Origin of the sequence: Novosphingobium anseongense (assembly GCF_037482895.1) — a bacterium.
Taxonomy (GTDB): Bacteria; Pseudomonadota; Alphaproteobacteria; order Sphingomonadales; family Sphingomonadaceae; genus Novosphingobium; species Novosphingobium anseongense.
Genome location: NZ_JBBHJZ010000002.1, coordinates 485,485 through 501,118, shown reverse-complemented (window position 1 = coordinate 501,118; position 15,634 = coordinate 485,485). Strand labels below are relative to the sequence as shown.

The window sequence follows — 15,634 nt, the reverse complement described above, 5'->3', positions numbered from 1 at the left end:
GGCGGCGGCGATGACGCATGGATTTTGCCAATCACCGCGCTAAGCTGGGGCGATGATCCGCATTCTTCTGGCCTCGCTGCTGGCCACCGTTCCGGCGCAAGTTCTCGCCCAAGCTCCCGCTCCGACCGAGTCCGCGCCCTACCCCAAGGGCCAGCTCACAGATGCGGTGCAACCCCAGGACTACCGCCTCGACCTGACCCTCGACCCCGCCAGGGAGGGTTTCTCGGGCAAGGTCGAGATCGACGCGCTGCTCAAGCGTCCCAGCGCCACGATCCATCTGCACGGCCGCGACCTCACCATGCGCAGCGCCACGGCGCGTGTCGGCAACCGGACGATTCCCGGCACCTGGAAGCAGCTCGACGACACCGGCGTCGCCGCGCTGACCTTTGCCGAGACCTTGCCCGCGGGGCCGGTCATCCTGACCTTCGACTACGACGCCAAGTTCCAGGAGGGTCCCGCCGGCCTGTTCCGCGTGAACGTCGGCGGCGTCTGGCACCTGTGGAGCCAGTTCCAGTCGATCGACGCGCGCGCCGCCTTCCCCGGTTTCGACCAGCCCTCGTTCAAGACCTCGTTCACCGTCACCCTGCGCACGCCGCCGGGCCTCAAGGCGGTGAGCAATGCGCCCGAAACGGGTAGCAAGCAGGAGAACGGGCTCGAGGTTCATCGCTTCGCGCGGACCCTGCCGCTGCCGACCTATCTGGTGGCCATGATGGTGGGTCCGTTCGAGACGCTCGCCGGCGAGGTCGCGCCAACGCCCCAGCGCGCGAAACCTCTGCCGCTGCGGGTCGTCTCGACCAAGCAGAACGCAGAAAAGCTCGACTTCGCGCTCCAGGGCTCGAAAGAGATCGTCGCGCTGCTCGAGGACTATTTCGCCGACGGCTTCCCCTATCCCAAGCTCGACCAGATCACCTCGCCGATCATGCCGGGCGCGATGGAGAACGCGGGCGCCGATCTCTACGGCGATCCGATCCTCATCATGGACCGTGACGCGCCGACGCCGCAGAAGCGCCAGTTCGGCATGGTCGTCGCGCACGAGCTCGCGCACCAGTGGTTCGGCGATCTCGTCACCCCGACCTGGTGGGACGACATCTGGCTCAACGAGAGCTTCGCCAACTGGATGGGCTATCGCATCGGCGAGGCCTGGCGCCCCGATCTCAACATCGGCGCCGGCGCGCTGGCCGAGGGCTTCGCGGCGATGGACACCGACGCGCTGGTCGCCGGCCGGCCGATCCACCAGCCGATCGCCACCAACGGCGAGATCGATTCCGCCTTCGATTCGATCACCTACGGCAAGGGCGGGCACGTCGTGGCGATGATCGCCGCCTTTATGGGCGACGCCAAGTTCCGCGACGGCGTGCGCCGCTACATGGCCGCGCACCGCTATGGCAATGCCACCAGCACCGACTTCTTCAAGGCCATGGCCGAGGCCGCGCACGATCCGCGCATCATTCCCGCGATGCAGAGCTTCGTCGACCAGCAGGGTGTGCCGCTCCTGACCTTCAGCCGCACGTCCGAAGGCGGCTACAGCGTCCGCCAGAGCCGCTATGCCGCGCTCGGGAGCACGCCCCCGGCAACGCGCTGGGGCGTGCCGCTGTGCGTGCGCCGCGGCGAGGCGCGCAGTTGCAGCCTGCTGACCGAGGAAAACAACGCGGTCAGCCTGCCGACTGGCAACGGCCCGCTCGTGCCCAATGCCGGAGGCACCGGCTATTACCGCTTCGAACTGCCCGCGGTCGACTGGGATGCGCTGATCGCCGGCGCCGAAGGGCTGAGCGGCGGCGAGGCCCAGGCACTCGCCGATTCGCTCCAGGCCAGCGTGCTCGCCGGCCGCGGCAACGCCACGCGGCTCGCCACTCTGGCCGAGAGGCTGGTCCATCACCCCGACACCTATGCGAGCGACACCGCAACCGACGCGCTGGGCGATCTCGCAGCGATGGGCCTGATCGACGATCGCGGGCGGCGCGGTCTGCGCCGGCTCGTCGAGCGGCTCTATCGCCCGCTGCTGACGCAGTATGGCTTCGATCCGCGCGCCGGCGCCTATGCCGCCGAAGCGCCCGAGCGCGCACAGCGGCGCGTACAGATCGTCGCACGGCTGGCCGGCGCCGGCCGCGACAAGGCGCTGCGCAGCCGCATTGCCGCGGCGACGCGCGCCTTCCTCGCCGGCGACGACAAGGCGCTCGATCGCGCCTGGTATGGCATCGGCTTCGAGATGAACGTGGCCCAAGGCAAGATTTCGGCCGCGAAGGTGCTGATCGACAAGGCGCTTGCCTCGGAAGACCCGGCGTTCCGCCCGGTCGCGCTGGCTGCCGCCGCGAACAGCGGTTCGAAGGACGTCGCCAACTGGCTGCTCAACGGCCTGTCGGACAGGCGCCTGCGCGCCAGCGAGAAGCACGACATGCTGCGCGGCGTGCTGCTGACCGGCCAGACGCGCGAGATCGGCTATACCTATCTGCGAGCGCACCTCGACGCGCTGACCTCTGGCAGCAACGGGATCTTCTTCGCCTCGAAGCTGCCGCAGTTCCTCGCGCGCTTCTGCTCGGCCGAACGCGCCGACGAGTTCGCCCGCGACCTGCGCCCGCGCTTCGCCGGCAAGCCCGGTGCGCTCGAGCTCGAGCGCACGATCGAACGCGTGCGGAATTGCGGACTGCTGCGCGACAAGCGCGAGACCGCGATCTCGTCGGAGTTCGCGCGGTTCAGGTGAGCGGCAGGCTCAAGGTCGCGACGAGACCCATCACCTCGCCATCCGCCCCCCGGCGGTTGGCCAGGGTCAGCGCCCCGCCGTGCTGCTCGGCGATCGCGCGCGCGAGCGTGAGGCCGAGGCCGGCACCGCCGGTAGAGCTGTTGCGCGAGGGATCGCCGCGCGAGAACGGTTCGAGCATCCGCTCGAGATCGGCCTCGGCGATGCCCGGGCCGTCGTCCTCGATCCAGATCACCACCTGGCGCGTCTCGCGCACCAGCGAGACCCGCGCGCGCTGGCCATAGCGCAAGGCGTTGTCGATCAGGTTGCGCAAGCCCCGGCGGAGCCAGGTCGCACGCAAGGGCAGGACCACGCGCTGCGTGTCGAGCAGCTCGACCGGCTCACCCATGTCCTCGTATTCCTCGACCACCGAAGCAACGAGCGCCGAAATTTCCGACTTCTCGAGCGGATCGCTCGGTCGGCCGACGCGGGCGAGCGAGAGAATGTCGTCGAGCGAACGGGTGATGTCCTCGATCGTCGCGGCCATCTTGGCACGTTCGGCATCGTCCTCGACCGATTCGATGCGCACGCGCAAAGCCGCGAGCGGCGTCTTGAGATCGTGGCCGATCGCGCCGAGCATCACGTCCTTCTCGTCGAGCAGGGCGGCGATGCGCGCTTCCATGGCATTGTGCGCGACGATCAGCCGGCGCACGTCGCCGGGGCCCTGCGGCGCGATCTGGCCTTCGGGGCTGCGTGTCTCGGCGAAACGTTCGAGCCGCTCGGTAAGCTCGGCCAGCGGCCGGGTGATCCGCCGCAGGATCAGCGCGATCGCCCCGACGAGGACGATGTAGATGAACAGCGTCTGGAGCAGCAGCGACATCACGATCGCGCGCTCGCCCGGTGGCACGAGGGCGCGGGCGACCACCCAGCCACTGCGATCGGGCATCTGCACCGCGGCGAGGACCACCTGGGTGGGGCTCTGCTCATGCTGTGCGGCGAGCATGCGCTGCTGGCGATCGATACGACGGCGGGTGATCTCGTCGCGCGCGATCTCACGGCGCAGCACGACCACGTCGGCGGCAGCGAAATCCTGGTCGGCAAGAATCCGGCGCAGTTCGCGCGCTGCCTCGGCATCGGTCTTGTCGCCGACCTGCAGCGGCGCGGCGGCGCGGCGTTCGAGGCGGAAGCCGCCGCCGCCGTCCCGCCGCGGCGCCCCGTTGGGACCGCGCTCGCGTCGAGCGTCGGCGTCCCGCTCGCGCGGCCGGCGCTCCTCGCGACGATCCTGATCGTCGTCACGCGCGGTCATCAGCAGGCGGAAGGCGGCCGAATGGAGCAGCGCGGCCTCGCGACGTTCGGCTCCCGCGCGATAGGCGAGCACTGCACCGATGGTCTGCGCCGCGAGGAGCGCGACGGCCACCGCGAGCATCATCTGCCCCATCAGGCTGCGCGGAAGCAGGCGACGGATCACGCGGCGGTGCGTTTCACGTCGGCCGCGAACATGTAGCCGCCACCCCATACGGTCTGGATGAGCTGCGGATTGCGGCTGTCCAGTTCGATCTTGCGGCGCAGGCGACTGACCTGATTGTCGACAGCACGGTCGAACAGGTGCGCCTCGCGGCCCTGGACCATGTCGAGCAGGCGGTCGCGGTCGAGCACCTGACGCGGATGTTCGAGGAAGGCCATCAGCAGGCGGAACTCGACCGAGGAAATGGCGACGATCGCGCCCTCGGTATCGATCAGCCGGCGCTTGAGCGGATCGAGCTTCCAACCCTCGAATTCGAACAGCTCGTTGTCGGTCGGCTGTGCGGCGCGGCCGGCGCGGCGCAGGACCGAGCGGATACGCGCGACGAGTTCGCGCGGCTCGAACGGCTTCACGACATAGTCGTCGGCGCCGATCTCGAGCCCGACGATGCGGTCGGTGGCCTCGCCGCGAGCGGTGAGGAAGATCGTCGGGATCGCCTTGGCCTCGACCAGGTGGCGGCACAGCGACAGGCCGTCCTCGCCGGGCATCATGATGTCGAGCAGGACGAGATCGGGTGTCTCGTCGCGGATATGGGTGCGCGCCTCGGCAGCGCTGGCCGCCTGCGCGACGTCGAACCCCTGGCGCGAGAGGTACTCAGCCAGGGGTTCGCGCAAGGCTGCTTCGTCATCGACAAGCAGCAGCCGGATGGGCGCGGTATCGGTCATCGTCACGTTCTACCGCGCTCCGTTTTCAGTTGGCCTTGGGCGTCGCGGGAGCACCGGCGCGGTTCTGCCACTGCTCGCGCGCCTGATCACGTAGGGCCTGACGGGCGGCCTGGCGCTCTTCCTTGGTCACCGTGCCGTCCTTGTTGGCATCGGTGCGATCGAAACGCGTCAGCGCGGCCTGGGTGAATTCGGCCTGGGTCACCGCACCATTCTTGTCGGCATCAGCACCAGGGCCGAAGCCGCCGGCGCGGCCGCTGCCACGATGGCCCCAATGGCCGCGACCGGGTCCGCCATGGCCGCGCATGCCGGGACCACGCTCACCGGGCGCGCCGGCAGCCTGGGGGCCACGCTGGTGGGCGCCATCGAATTCGGCGCGCGAGATCTGACCGTTCTTGTCGGTGTCGATGCGGTCGAACATCGCAGCACGACGCGCCGCGCGATCGGCCTGATCGACCTTGCCGTCCTTGTTGACGTCCATGCGGGCGAAGTGTTCCTGCGCCTTGGCCTGGGCTTCGGCGCGCGTGACCGGCGCGTCGCGCCGATCCTGCCTGGCGCTCTGCTCGGCATAGGCCGCGCCGGCCAATGCCGTGGCGGTCAGCGAAATACCCAGCGCGATCTTGCGGGTGAGGGTCATGTCAAATCTCCGTCCATTCTGGAATCAGGGGGAGACCGCGATGACTGTGAAGGGAGGGGGAAACCTCACCGCGATCTCTTGTCCTTGCTTCTAGATGCGGAATGTCGCGCGTTTATGCCGGGTTCCGGGTTTATTGTCGTCAATTGTCACAAGCCGCGTTCCTCGTTCATCCTGTCGCAACCGTCAATCGACGGCAAGCGATCGGCTGTGGTGCGAGCGCCGGGGCGGAGCTAGAAGAGCGCCATGCCGCTTCCGCTTCACGCCCGGTTCAGGGCTTCTCCGGCTAGTCCCGCCGCCATGCGCCACCCATTCGCAAGGACCGGTCGCCTCGCACGTCACCGATGGGCACGGGGCCTGATCGCGGCCCTGGCCGCCTCGACGCTTCTCGCCCAGCCCGCCGCCGCCCAGTCGATCCTGCGCGATGCCGAGACCGAGGCGCTGCTGCGCGACATGTCGACGCCGCTGGTCAAGGCTTCCGGGCTCGATCCCAAGAACGTCGACGTGGTTTTGGTCAACGACCCCTCGGTCAATGCCTTCGTCGCCGGCGGGCAGGTCGTCTATCTGCACAGCGGCCTGATCAATACGGCCGATACGGCCAACGAGGTCCAGGGCGTGATCGCGCACGAATTGGGCCACGTCGTCGGCGGGCATGTGATCAGCGACGCCGGCGGCAAGGCGGCCAGCGGCATCAGCCTGCTGTCGCTGCTGCTCGGCGCGGCCGCCGCGGCCGCAGGCGGCGGCGATGCCGCGATCGGCGTGCTGATGGCCGGCCAGCAGGCGGCCATGGGCAAGTACCTCGCCTTCAGCCGCGGCCAGGAATCGAGCGCCGACGCCGCCGGCGCGCAGTTCCTCTCGACCGCGGGGATCAGCGGCCGCGGCTCGGTCGCCTTCTTCAAGAAGCTCCAGAACCTCGAGTTCCGCTATGGCTATTCGCGCAACGCCGACAGCGAGTTCTATTCGAGCCACCCGATGACGGGTGATCGCATCACCACGCTGCAGGACGTCTACGAGAAGGATCCGGCCTGGGCCAAGCCCAGCGATCCGGCTATCGAGGCTCGCTTCCAGCGCGCCAAGGCCAAGCTGTTCGGCTACCTTGCCGAGCCCGCGGATACGCTGCGCGTCTATCCCGAGACCAACACCACCGTCCCCGCGCGCTATGCCCGGGCCTATGCCTGGCACAAGGACGCGCATGTCGACAAGGCGATGGTCGAGGCCGACGCCCTGCTCAAGCAGGCGCCCGACGATCCCTATTTCCTCGAGCTCAAGGGCCAGATCCTGCTCGAATCGGGCCGCCCGACCGACGCGCTGGGCCCGCTGCGCCGCGCGACCGAGCTGACCGGCAACCAGCCGCTGATCGCCACGACCTTTGGCCACGCGCTGATCGCCACCGAGGATTCGAAAAACTTCCAGGAGGCGCAGCGCGTGCTCAAGGCGGCGGTGGCGCGCGATCGCGAGAATCCCTTCGCCTGGTATCAGCTTGGTGTGGTCTATGCCGCCAATGGCGACAATGCCCGCGCTCGCCTGGCCAGCGCCGAACAGCAAGTGCTGTCGATGCGCATGCCCGAGGCGCTGGCCAGCGCCGAGGCTGCCGAAGCTGCGCTGCCCAAAGGTACGCCCGACTGGCTGCGTGCGCAGGATATCGCGCTGCAGGCGCGGGCCGAGATTGAACGCAACCGGAAACGCCGCTAGCTCCGGCCCATGCCGCAAGCTTCCACGCGCAACCGGACGGTCCTCGCCGTCGTCGCCATCCTCCTCGCGCTCGGCGCCGGGCTGCTCGTCGGCTGGTTGTGGCGCGGCACGGCCGTACCGACCGGCGATCGCGCCGCGGTCGAGAAGATCGTTCGCGAATATATCCTCGAACATCCCGAGATCCTGCCCGAGGCGATGCAGAACCTGCAGAAGCGCGAGAACGCCCAGGCACTGTCGGGTATCCGCGACCAAGTTCATGCGCCGTTCCCCGGCGCAGTACTGGGAAATCCGCAAGGCAAGGTCACGCTGGTCGAGTTCACCGATTACGCCTGTTCCTTCTGCCGCCAGAGCGTGGCCGAGGTCGAGCAGCTGATCGCCGCCAATCCCGAGCTGCGCGTGGTCGTGCGCGACCTGCCGATCCTCAGTCCGCGAAGCGCCGACGCCGCCAAGATGGCGCTCGCCGCGGCCGAGCAGGGCAAGTATGCGGCCTTCCACCACGCGATGTTCGCTGCCGGCCAGCCGGGGCCCGAGACGATCCAGGCGGCCGCTCAGGCGGCGGGGCTGGACCTGGCGCGCGCGCAGCGGGTGATTGCCGATCCGCGGATCGAGACCGAACTCGCGCGCAACATCGATTTCGCGCGCCAGCTCGGCTTCAATGGTACGCCGGCCTGGATCGCCGGCGATCAGTTGCTTTCGGGCGCCGTGGGTCAAGCCCGCCTGGCCGAAGCGATCGAGGCCGCGAAGAAGGGGTAACCCTCCCCGGCACGGGACGTGGCAACCCGCAGGGCTGACGAAGCGGGCTCTGGACCAAACCTGCGCTTGCCGAGAACCGCCTCCACCACCGGCTGCCCGGGCGGTCCGCCTCCCCATTCTGGCGAGGATTAGATCCCCTCCAGCCGATACAGCTCGAGCTCGCCCGCATCCTTGGGCAGCGCTCTCAGTCCCACCGAAGTGAACCGGCAATCGCCGCAATCGTCGATCAGCAGCGCCGCGGCGAAACTTTCGGTGCAGTAGACCCCTCCGACCGGCGTCACCGGTTCGATCCGCGCCGTACGGTTGACCTCGCCACCATACCAGATGCGGTTGCCCGTGATGCGGTCTGTGCCCTGCCAGATCGGGCCGTAGTGAACGCCGATTCGCATGCCTGCCTCGGCGCCCGGCGGGATCAGCACCGCGGGAAGGCCTTCGAGCCGCTTCTGCAGGGCCAGCGCCAGCCGCGCCGCCACGCGCGGCTCGTCGACGATCGCATAGATCGCATCGCCCCAGGTGTTGCGGAACTCGACGTGATCGCCGAACTCGGCCAGCACTGCGCCGATCCGGCCCATGACTTCCGCCATGAACAGAGGCAGTTCGCGCTCGCCGAGCCGCGAAAAGCCTTTGTAGTCGGCAAAGAGGATCGAGCGGATCTCGCGCCGGGTACCGCCCGCGACCGGGGGATGGGTGGGAAACACGAGCTCGCGTGGCACCGGGCCGGCAGGGATCGTCACGGTCTCGCGTCCGAGCGCCTGCCACATGCCGATATCGGCGAGCGTCCCCGCCAGCCCGGTCTTCGACAGCGAGCGGAACTTGTCCGAGATCACCGCCACCTGCACGGCCGCACCGCCGGTCTGCTGCGCGCGCAGCGCGGCTAGCCCCATGGCGAGGCGCGTATTGTAGGCGAACTGGTTGTCGTCACCGACATAGGCGCCCGGCGTCGCGAAATGGAGCGAGGCGGCGGCATCGATGCAGGCACGATAGCGCGGCAGCCAGGCCTCACCGCCGCAGAGCACCGATTCGGCGACGAAATCTTCCTCGGCGAAGGGCAGCACGACGTTGAGCTCGCCACCGCGCGCGAGCAGCGCCTCGGCGACGAGGATATCGGCACCGCAGGCCAGCGGGCCGAAGCCAACCCTGGCGCCGAGATCGTCGAGCGCCGCGCCGACCCGCGCGGCGAGTGCCGTTTCCTCGGCGCTGCCGGCGTTGAACATGTGGCCGCAGTAGACGACGACCGGCGGCGCGCCGTCAGTTCCCATCGCGCGCCCGCAGAGTCTGGCGGATCAGCACGGTGTTCTGCTGCTCGATGGCATTGGCGCGCGCCTGATCGACGCGCGGTTCATACCAGGGATACTGGCTGAACCAGGCCAGCAACTCGGGATCCTTGAAGCGGAAGCCATGGCGCGCCGGCATTTCGTTGAGCGCGATCCGGAGCTGGCGCGCGGTCAGCGGCGCAAGCTCCTCGGCGGTCAGCAGGCGCCGGCTTGAGTCGGGGAAGACCAGCCGCGGCCAGGTTACCTTGCGCGCGGGAGCGGCGCTGGCCGACGGGGTCGGTGCGGCGGCCGCGGAGAGCGGCGCAGACGGCATGACCGGCGGCCGCGCGATCGTAACCTGCGGAATCGGCACGACATTCGTGGCGATCGTCGGACGCGGTTCGGGAACGGGGGTCGCGCTCGGATCCGCCGCAACGGCCGCGGCAGTGGGCGCTGGCGCAAGCACAGCCGGCGCAGGAGTCGTATCGCGCGGCGCGAGCAGCGCTCCGCCAGCCGCGGCCAGACCCAGCGCTGCGACGCCGATCCCGGCCAACAGCGGCCAGCGCGCGAAAGGGGGCGCTTCCGCCAAGGGCGGGCGCGGCGGCGGGGTGCCGGGCAGCGGCGTCGCCCGGCGTTCGTCCGAACCCGCCCCGCAAAGCTCGTTCAGGCTGGCCTTGACCTTGCGCCAGCCCCGATGATCGGGCTCGCCGCGCCAGTCGCCGATCTCGGCGAACTGGATCTGGTTGAACGGCAGCGGCGGCATCGCCGCGTCGACTGCGGTCTGGATCAGCTTGTGCTGGTTGCGCGCCATGTCGGCCTCGGCCCGCACCCATTCGCTCTTCACCGCGTCGGCCGACCAGACGACCACCGTCGCCTTGGCTTCGGCGATCTTGTCGGTGATCACCTCGCCATAGGACTTGTGCGGCGGCAGCTCGGCGTCCCACCACACCGCATAGCCTTCGGCGATCATCGCTCGCGCGAGCACCGCGACGAGCGCCTCATCCTTGCGCGAATAGGAAATGAACACGTCGACCATGCGGCCTCTTCCCCGTTTCCGGCCTGCTACTGGTAGCGGCCCTCGGCCTGCTGGATCAGCGCGACGTTCTGCTTCTCGATGTCGTTGAGTTCGACCGTGTCGAAGCGCGGCTGATACCACGCATAGCGGCCAAACCAGTCGCGCAGCCACGGATCGGCAAAGCGGCGGCCCTTGCGCGCATAGATCTCATTGCGCGCGACGCGCAGCGTCGTCGGGCCGAGCGGCGCGATCTCGGCCGAGGTGAGCAATCGCGTGCTCGAATCGGCGAAGGTCATGTCGGCCGGATTGGGTGGCGGCGCATCCTCGGCGCCGTCGGAGACGGGGCCTGCTTCGGGCGTCGCGCTCGATGTCGGCGCCGCGGAAGGGACCGGCCGCGCTGCGACCGCCGCGGTCGAGGCCAGGGTCGCGGTCGGGACAGGCGCCGCGGTCTCGCCACCGCTGCGGCCGAGCAGCACGCCTCCCGCCACGGCCAGCGCGATCACGACAGCCCCTATGGCGATCCCCGCGATCAGCCCGCCGCGCGAGCGGCTCTGTGGCAGGGATGCCGCCGGCTGCGGCTGCACGCGTGGTATCGGACGCGCGAGCGGCGGCATCGCACCTTCGCGCGCGCCGCAGAGCGTGGCGAGGCTGAGCTTGACCTTGGCCCAGCCGGGATGATCGTCCTCGCCCTGCCAGTCGCCGATCTCGGCATATTGGATCTGGTTGAACGGCAAAGGCGGTACCACCTGGTCGAGCGCGGTCTGGATCAGCTTGCGCTGGTTGCGCGCCATGTCGGCTTCGGCGCGGACCCATTCGCTCTTCACCGCGGTCGGCGACCAGACGACGATCGCCGCCTTGGCATGGGCGATCTTGTCGGTGATGACGTCGCCATAGGATTCGTGCGGCGGCAGTTCGGCGTCCCACCAGACCTTGTAGCCCGCCGCCTCGACCGCGCGTGCCAGCACCGCGACCATGGCCTGGTCGCTGCGCGAATAGGATATGAACACGTCGACCATCGGCAGCCCCACCTCGGCACCAAGCCTTGGCGGGGAACGATAAAGCCCCGCAGAAGTCTCTCCAAGCAGGGATTCGCCTAAGCGGGTTTTTTCGGTAAGAGTAAGTTCATGGCCGTGCTGCCCTTTCGACCGACGCCGTTCTTCGCCAACAAGAACCAGGCCTTCTGGCGCCTGCAGTCGGCCGGCTGGGCCGGTGCGATGCTGCTGCGCGCCATGTCGAGCCTGGCCAATGCCCAACCGCCGTCGTTCCTCGTCCTGCTGCTGATCGCCACGATCACCGGCTTCTCGATCTCGCTGCTGCTGTCGGTGATCTACCGCCAGCTCATCACGCAGCGTCCGCTGATCACCTGGGGCGTGACGATGATCGTCCTCCCCTTGGCGGTCGGTCTCAACGCCTTCATCGATGCCTGGGTGATCTCGCTCTACCGCGCCGAGAGCGAGGCGAGCTTCGCCCAGCTGTTCATCGGCGTGTTCTATCTCGACCTCACCCTGCTCGGCGCCTGGTCCGCGCTCTACTACGCGATTAACTTCTACCTGCAGATCGAGGAACAGCAGGACCAGCTGATCCGGCTCGAGAACCAGGCGACCTCCGCGCAGTTGACCATGCTGCGCTACCAGCTCAACCCGCACTTCCTGTTCAACACGCTGAACTCGATCTCGACCCTGGTGCTGCTCAAGCAGACCGAGCCGGCCAATGCGATGCTGAGCCGACTGTCCTCGTTCCTGCGCTACACGCTGATCACCGAGCCGACCGGCCGCGTCACCGTCGCGCAGGAAATCGACACCCTGAAGCTCTACCTCGACATCGAACGGATGCGTTTCGAGGAGCGGCTGCGCACCACCTTCAACATCGATTCCCAGACCGAGGCGGCGCTGCTGCCCTCGCTGCTGCTCCAGCCCTTGGTCGAGAACGCGATCAAATATGCGGTCGGCGCGCAGGAAAGCGGCGCCGAGATCACCATCACCACGCAACTCATCGGCCAGAACCTTCGCATCACCGTCTCGGACACCGGCCCGGGCTTGCAAAGCCCCAGCGCCTCCAACAGGTTGTCGGGCGTGAGTTTCGACGGCGGCGAACCTGTTTCCACCGGGGTGGGTTTGGCGAACATCCGTGATCGCCTGGCGCAAGCCTATGGCGAACAGAATCGTTTCGAAACGTTGGAACCACCCGAAGGCGGCTTCGCTGTCGTCATCGAAATCCCCTTCGAACGCCTAGAGGCGACTGAATCGAAACCGATTGCGCCGCGGATCGTTGCTGCGGCGAGCTAAGCCGCGCAACCATCGCACTGGGCGGCGCCAATCGGAATCCCAGCAAAGGTACTTGCATGAGCATCCGCACCATCCTCGTCGACGATGAGAAACTGGCCATCCAGGGTCTGCAGCTTCGCCTGGAGAAGTTTCCCGACGTCGAGATCATCGACACCTGCTCGAACGGGCGCGAGGCGATCCGTAAGATCAAGACCGAAAAGCCCGACCTCGTCTTCCTCGACATCCAGATGCCCGGCTTCGACGGCTTCTCGGTGGTCAAGGGCGTGATGGAGATCGAGCCGCCGCTGTTCGTCTTCGTCACCGCCTATCAGGAACACGCGGTCCGCGCCTTCGAGGCCAACGCGGTCAACTACCTGATGAAGCCGGTCGACGAGGACAAGCTCGCCGACACGCTCGATCGCGTGCGCACGCGCCTGGTCGAGAAGCGCGGCGCCGAAGAGGCGGAGAAGCTCAAGACCGTGCTGGCCGAAGTCGCGCCGGACGCGATCGATGCCATGCCCGAAGAGACCGACGCCAACGCCTCGCGCTACGAAAAGCTGATCAACATCAAGGATCGCGGCCAGATCTTCCGCATCGACGTCGATTCGATCGAGCACATCGAGGCCGCGGGCGACTACATGTGCATCCGCACCGCCGACAATTCGCTGATCCTGCGCGAAACGATGAAGGACCTCGAGCGCCGGCTCGATCCGCGCGTGTTCCAGCGCGTCCACCGCTCGACCATCGTCAACCTCAACCAGGTCCGCCAGGTCAAGCCGCACACCAACGGCGAATGCTTCCTCGTGCTCGATTCGGGCGCGCAGGTGAAGGTCAGCCGCTCCTATCGAGACGTGGTGGCGCGCTTCGTCCACTGATCTGGCCTCGCGCCAGCATCCTTCGACAAGCTCAGGATGAGAGGGTGATGTGTTGGTTTTCAGCCCTCACCCCGCTCAGGCTGAGCTTGTCGAAGCCCATGCGCGACGCTTGACCCGCACCGGCCGGACGCTAGGTCGAGACGCATGACCTTCTCGATCCCCGGTTTCGACCTCGACGCCTTCGTTGCCGCCACGCTCGCCGAGGACCTCGGTGAAGGCTGGCCCGGCGGCGGGCGTGATGTCACTTCGGAAAGCGTGATCCCCGCTGCGGCGCGCTTCGCCGGGGTGATGGACAGCCGCGATGCGATCACCGTCGCCGGCCTGCCGATAGCCGCAGCCTTCTTCCGCAAGCTCGATCCCGCCGTGGAGATCGAAATCCTCGTCGCGGAGGGCGCGCAGGTTCCCGCGGGCTCAGACCTGATGCGGCTTTCGGGCAATGCCCGCGCGCTGCTCACGGCCGAACGCTCGGCGCTCAACACGGTCCAGCACCTCTCGGGCGTCGCCACGCTGACGCGGCAATACGTCAATGCCATGGCGGGGCACGCCACCCTGCTCGACACGCGCAAGACCATTCCCGGCCTGCGCCACCTCGAGAAGTACGCGACGCGCATGGGCGGCGCGCAGAACCACCGTCTCGGCCTGTGGGACGCGGCTATGATCAAGGACAACCACGTCGCCGTCGCCGGCTCGATCGGCCAGGCGGTCGGCGCGGCCAAGGCGGCCGGGGTGGAGCGGATCATCTGCGAGATCGACCACCTCGACCAGATCGAACCCGCGATCGCCGCGGGCGCCAACCACCTGCTGCTCGACAACATGGGTCCGGACACTTTGCGCGAAGCCCTGGCCCTGGTCGCCGGCCGCGTACCCTGCGAGGCCTCTGGCGGCGTCAACCTGCAGACGATCGCCGCGATCGCCGCGACTGGTGTCGACTATGTCTCGGTCGGTCGCCTGACCCAGAGCGCCCCCGCCGCCGACATCGGCCTGGACTTCACGCCGCTTTGAGCTGGCGCACCGCTGCGCTGCTACTGCTCGCGCTCGCGCCGACCCCCGCGCTGGCCCAGGCCTATCAATGCACCGCGCCGCGGCGCTTCGATCCGCCGCGCGCCGTCCAGCCCGACGGCGAAGTGCGGCGCGTGCCCGTGGCGCGCTATATCCTAGCGGCAAGCTGGTCGCCCGAATATTGCCGGCGGCCGCAGGACAAGGGCACGATGCAGTGCTCGGGCCAGAATGGCCGCTTCGGCTTCGTGCTGCACGGGCTCTGGCCCGAGGCCGCCAACGGACCGCCGCCGCAATGGTGCTCGCTGACCCCGCGCCCGTCGCCGCAGGTGATTCGCGGCAATCTCTGCATGACGCCGGTACCCTGGCTGATCGAACACGAGTGGGCCAAGCACGGCTCGTGCATGGCCAGGACGCCCGAGGCCTATTACCGCTCGAGCGCGGCACTCTGGCGCTCGCTGCGCTGGCCCGATGCCGACCGCCTCTCGCGCCAGGACGGGCTGACGGTGGGCGACCTGCGCAGGGCCTTCCTCGAGCGCAATCCGCACTGGCGCGCCGAGCAGGTCAAGGTTCAGTTGAGCCAGGCCGGCTGGCTCCGCGAGATCCATCTTTGCTACGGTCGCGACTTCATGCCCGCGGCTTGCGATCGCCAGGATCGCGGCGTGCCCGATTCGGCACCGCTGAAGATCTGGCGCGGATTATAGGAACTTCCCCGTCCTTTCACCGCCTTTCGCGAAAGAACCCCCGCAGCAGGTCCGCCGCCTGCGCCTCGCCGATGCCCGGATAGACCTCGGGCCGATGCAGGCACTGGTCCTGCTCGAACACCCGCGCGCCGTGCTCCACCGCGCCGCCCTTCGGATCGGCTGCGCCATAATAGACGCGAGCGATTCGCGCATGGACGATCGCGCCCGCGCACATCGCGCAGGGTTCGAGCGTGACCCACAGCTCGCAACCGTCGAGCCGCTCGTTGCCCAGCGCCTGGGCGGCGGCGCGAATCGCCAGGACCTCGGCATGGGCCGTGGGATCGCGCAAAATGCGCGGCGCGTTGTGCGCAGCGGCGATCACCCTGCCATCCTTGAAAACGACCGCGCCGATCGGCACCTCGCCCGCAGCCACGGCCTTTTCCGCCTGGGCCAGCGCAAGCGCCATCGGTTCGGGAAGTGGCCAGCGGGTCATGATGACTGGCGCTATTGCATCCAAACGGCCTGTGCACAACTTGACCTCGGCCGGGTGAATCGCTATGCGGCCGCCTCCACGTTCCAGGTCGTCATCTGGGACCCGAAATCCTTGAAGC

14 protein-coding genes are annotated in these 15,634 nt (G+C 68.3%); 7 read left to right on the top strand and 7 right to left on the bottom strand.

What is annotated here, in order from left to right; translation table 11 throughout:
* Positions 1 to 52 precede the first annotated feature (52 nt).
* Positions 53 to 2,698, top strand: a complete 2,646-nt coding sequence (locus WG901_RS11095; protein ID WP_339587132.1) for a M1 family metallopeptidase — start codon at positions 53 to 55, stop codon at positions 2,696 to 2,698.
* On the opposite strand, the gene WG901_RS11090 is transcribed toward WG901_RS11095, so the two are convergent.
* Genes WG901_RS11090 through WG901_RS11080 form a run of 3 tightly spaced genes read right to left on the bottom strand, consistent with a single transcriptional unit; the run spans position 2,691 to position 5,495 of the window.
* Entirely contained in the window at positions 2,691 to 4,103 is a 1,413-nt protein-coding gene (locus WG901_RS11090; RefSeq protein ID WP_465263051.1) for a sensor histidine kinase, read from the bottom strand. The genes WG901_RS11095 and WG901_RS11090 overlap by 8 nt on opposite strands.
* A 35-nt stretch (positions 4,104 to 4,138) precedes the next feature.
* Entirely contained in the window at positions 4,139 to 4,861 is a 723-nt protein-coding gene (locus WG901_RS11085) for a response regulator (protein ID WP_339587130.1), read from the bottom strand.
* Positions 4,862 to 4,886: 25 nt separating this feature from the next.
* The gene (locus tag WG901_RS11080) at positions 4,887 to 5,495 is read right to left on the bottom strand and encodes an EF-hand domain-containing protein (RefSeq protein WP_339587129.1); all 609 of its coding nucleotides are present in this window, start codon (positions 5,493 to 5,495) and stop codon (positions 4,887 to 4,889) included.
* 297 nt (positions 5,496 to 5,792) lie between these two features.
* Here WG901_RS11080 and WG901_RS11075 point away from each other — a divergent pair, with 297 nt between their 5' ends.
* Entirely contained in the window at positions 5,793 to 7,184 is a 1,392-nt protein-coding gene (locus WG901_RS11075; RefSeq protein ID WP_339587128.1) for a M48 family metalloprotease, read from the top strand.
* A 9-nt stretch (positions 7,185 to 7,193) separates the two neighbouring features.
* Positions 7,194 to 7,937: a DsbA family protein gene (locus WG901_RS11070; protein WP_339587127.1), complete on the top strand. Its 744-nt coding sequence runs from the start codon at positions 7,194 to 7,196 to the stop codon at positions 7,935 to 7,937.
* 128 nt (positions 7,938 to 8,065) lie between these two features.
* Here the strand turns inward: WG901_RS11070 and WG901_RS11065 are convergent, their stop codons facing one another.
* The 3 genes from WG901_RS11065 to WG901_RS11055 are packed head-to-tail and all read right to left on the bottom strand — an operon-like array spanning position 8,066 to position 11,221.
* Positions 8,066 to 9,196 (bottom strand): adenylate/guanylate cyclase domain-containing protein, encoded by a 1,131-nt coding sequence (locus WG901_RS11065; RefSeq protein ID WP_339587126.1) that lies wholly within the window; start codon positions 9,194 to 9,196, stop codon positions 8,066 to 8,068.
* Positions 9,186 to 10,226 carry a TIR domain-containing protein gene (locus WG901_RS11060; protein WP_339587125.1) on the bottom strand — a complete coding sequence of 347 codons (1,041 nt, stop codon included), beginning with the start codon at positions 10,224 to 10,226 and terminating at the stop codon, positions 9,186 to 9,188. Before WG901_RS11060 ends, WG901_RS11065 begins: the two co-directional genes overlap by 11 nt.
* 26 nt (positions 10,227 to 10,252) lie before the next feature.
* The gene (locus WG901_RS11055) at positions 10,253 to 11,221 is read right to left on the bottom strand and encodes a TIR domain-containing protein (protein ID WP_339587124.1); all 969 of its coding nucleotides are present in this window, start codon (positions 11,219 to 11,221) and stop codon (positions 10,253 to 10,255) included.
* Between the two features lie 108 nt (positions 11,222 to 11,329).
* Between WG901_RS11055 and WG901_RS11050 the strand changes: the two genes are divergently transcribed.
* The 4 genes from WG901_RS11050 (at position 11,330) to WG901_RS11035 (ending at position 15,044) form a co-directional block, all read left to right on the top strand.
* The gene (locus WG901_RS11050; RefSeq protein WP_339587123.1) at positions 11,330 to 12,490 is read left to right on the top strand and encodes a sensor histidine kinase; all 1,161 of its coding nucleotides are present in this window, start codon (positions 11,330 to 11,332) and stop codon (positions 12,488 to 12,490) included.
* Positions 12,491 to 12,546: 56 nt separating this feature from the next.
* Positions 12,547 to 13,344 (top strand): LytR/AlgR family response regulator transcription factor, encoded by a 798-nt coding sequence (locus tag WG901_RS11045; RefSeq protein WP_339587122.1) that lies wholly within the window; start codon positions 12,547 to 12,549, stop codon positions 13,342 to 13,344.
* Positions 13,345 to 13,488: 144 nt separating this feature from the next.
* Positions 13,489 to 14,346 (top strand): carboxylating nicotinate-nucleotide diphosphorylase, encoded by an 858-nt coding sequence (gene nadC, locus WG901_RS11040; RefSeq protein WP_339587121.1) that lies wholly within the window; start codon positions 13,489 to 13,491, stop codon positions 14,344 to 14,346.
* Positions 14,343 to 15,044, top strand: coding sequence for a ribonuclease T2 family protein (locus WG901_RS11035; RefSeq protein ID WP_339587120.1), 702 nt, complete (start codon positions 14,343 to 14,345; stop codon positions 15,042 to 15,044). Before nadC ends, WG901_RS11035 begins: the two co-directional genes overlap by 4 nt.
* Before the next feature lie 16 nt (positions 15,045 to 15,060).
* Here the strand turns inward: WG901_RS11035 and WG901_RS11030 are convergent, their stop codons facing one another.
* On the bottom strand, positions 15,061 to 15,516 hold the full coding sequence (locus WG901_RS11030; protein ID WP_339587119.1) for a nucleoside deaminase: 456 nt from the start codon (positions 15,514 to 15,516) through the stop codon (positions 15,061 to 15,063).
* Positions 15,517 to 15,634 lie beyond the last annotated feature (118 nt).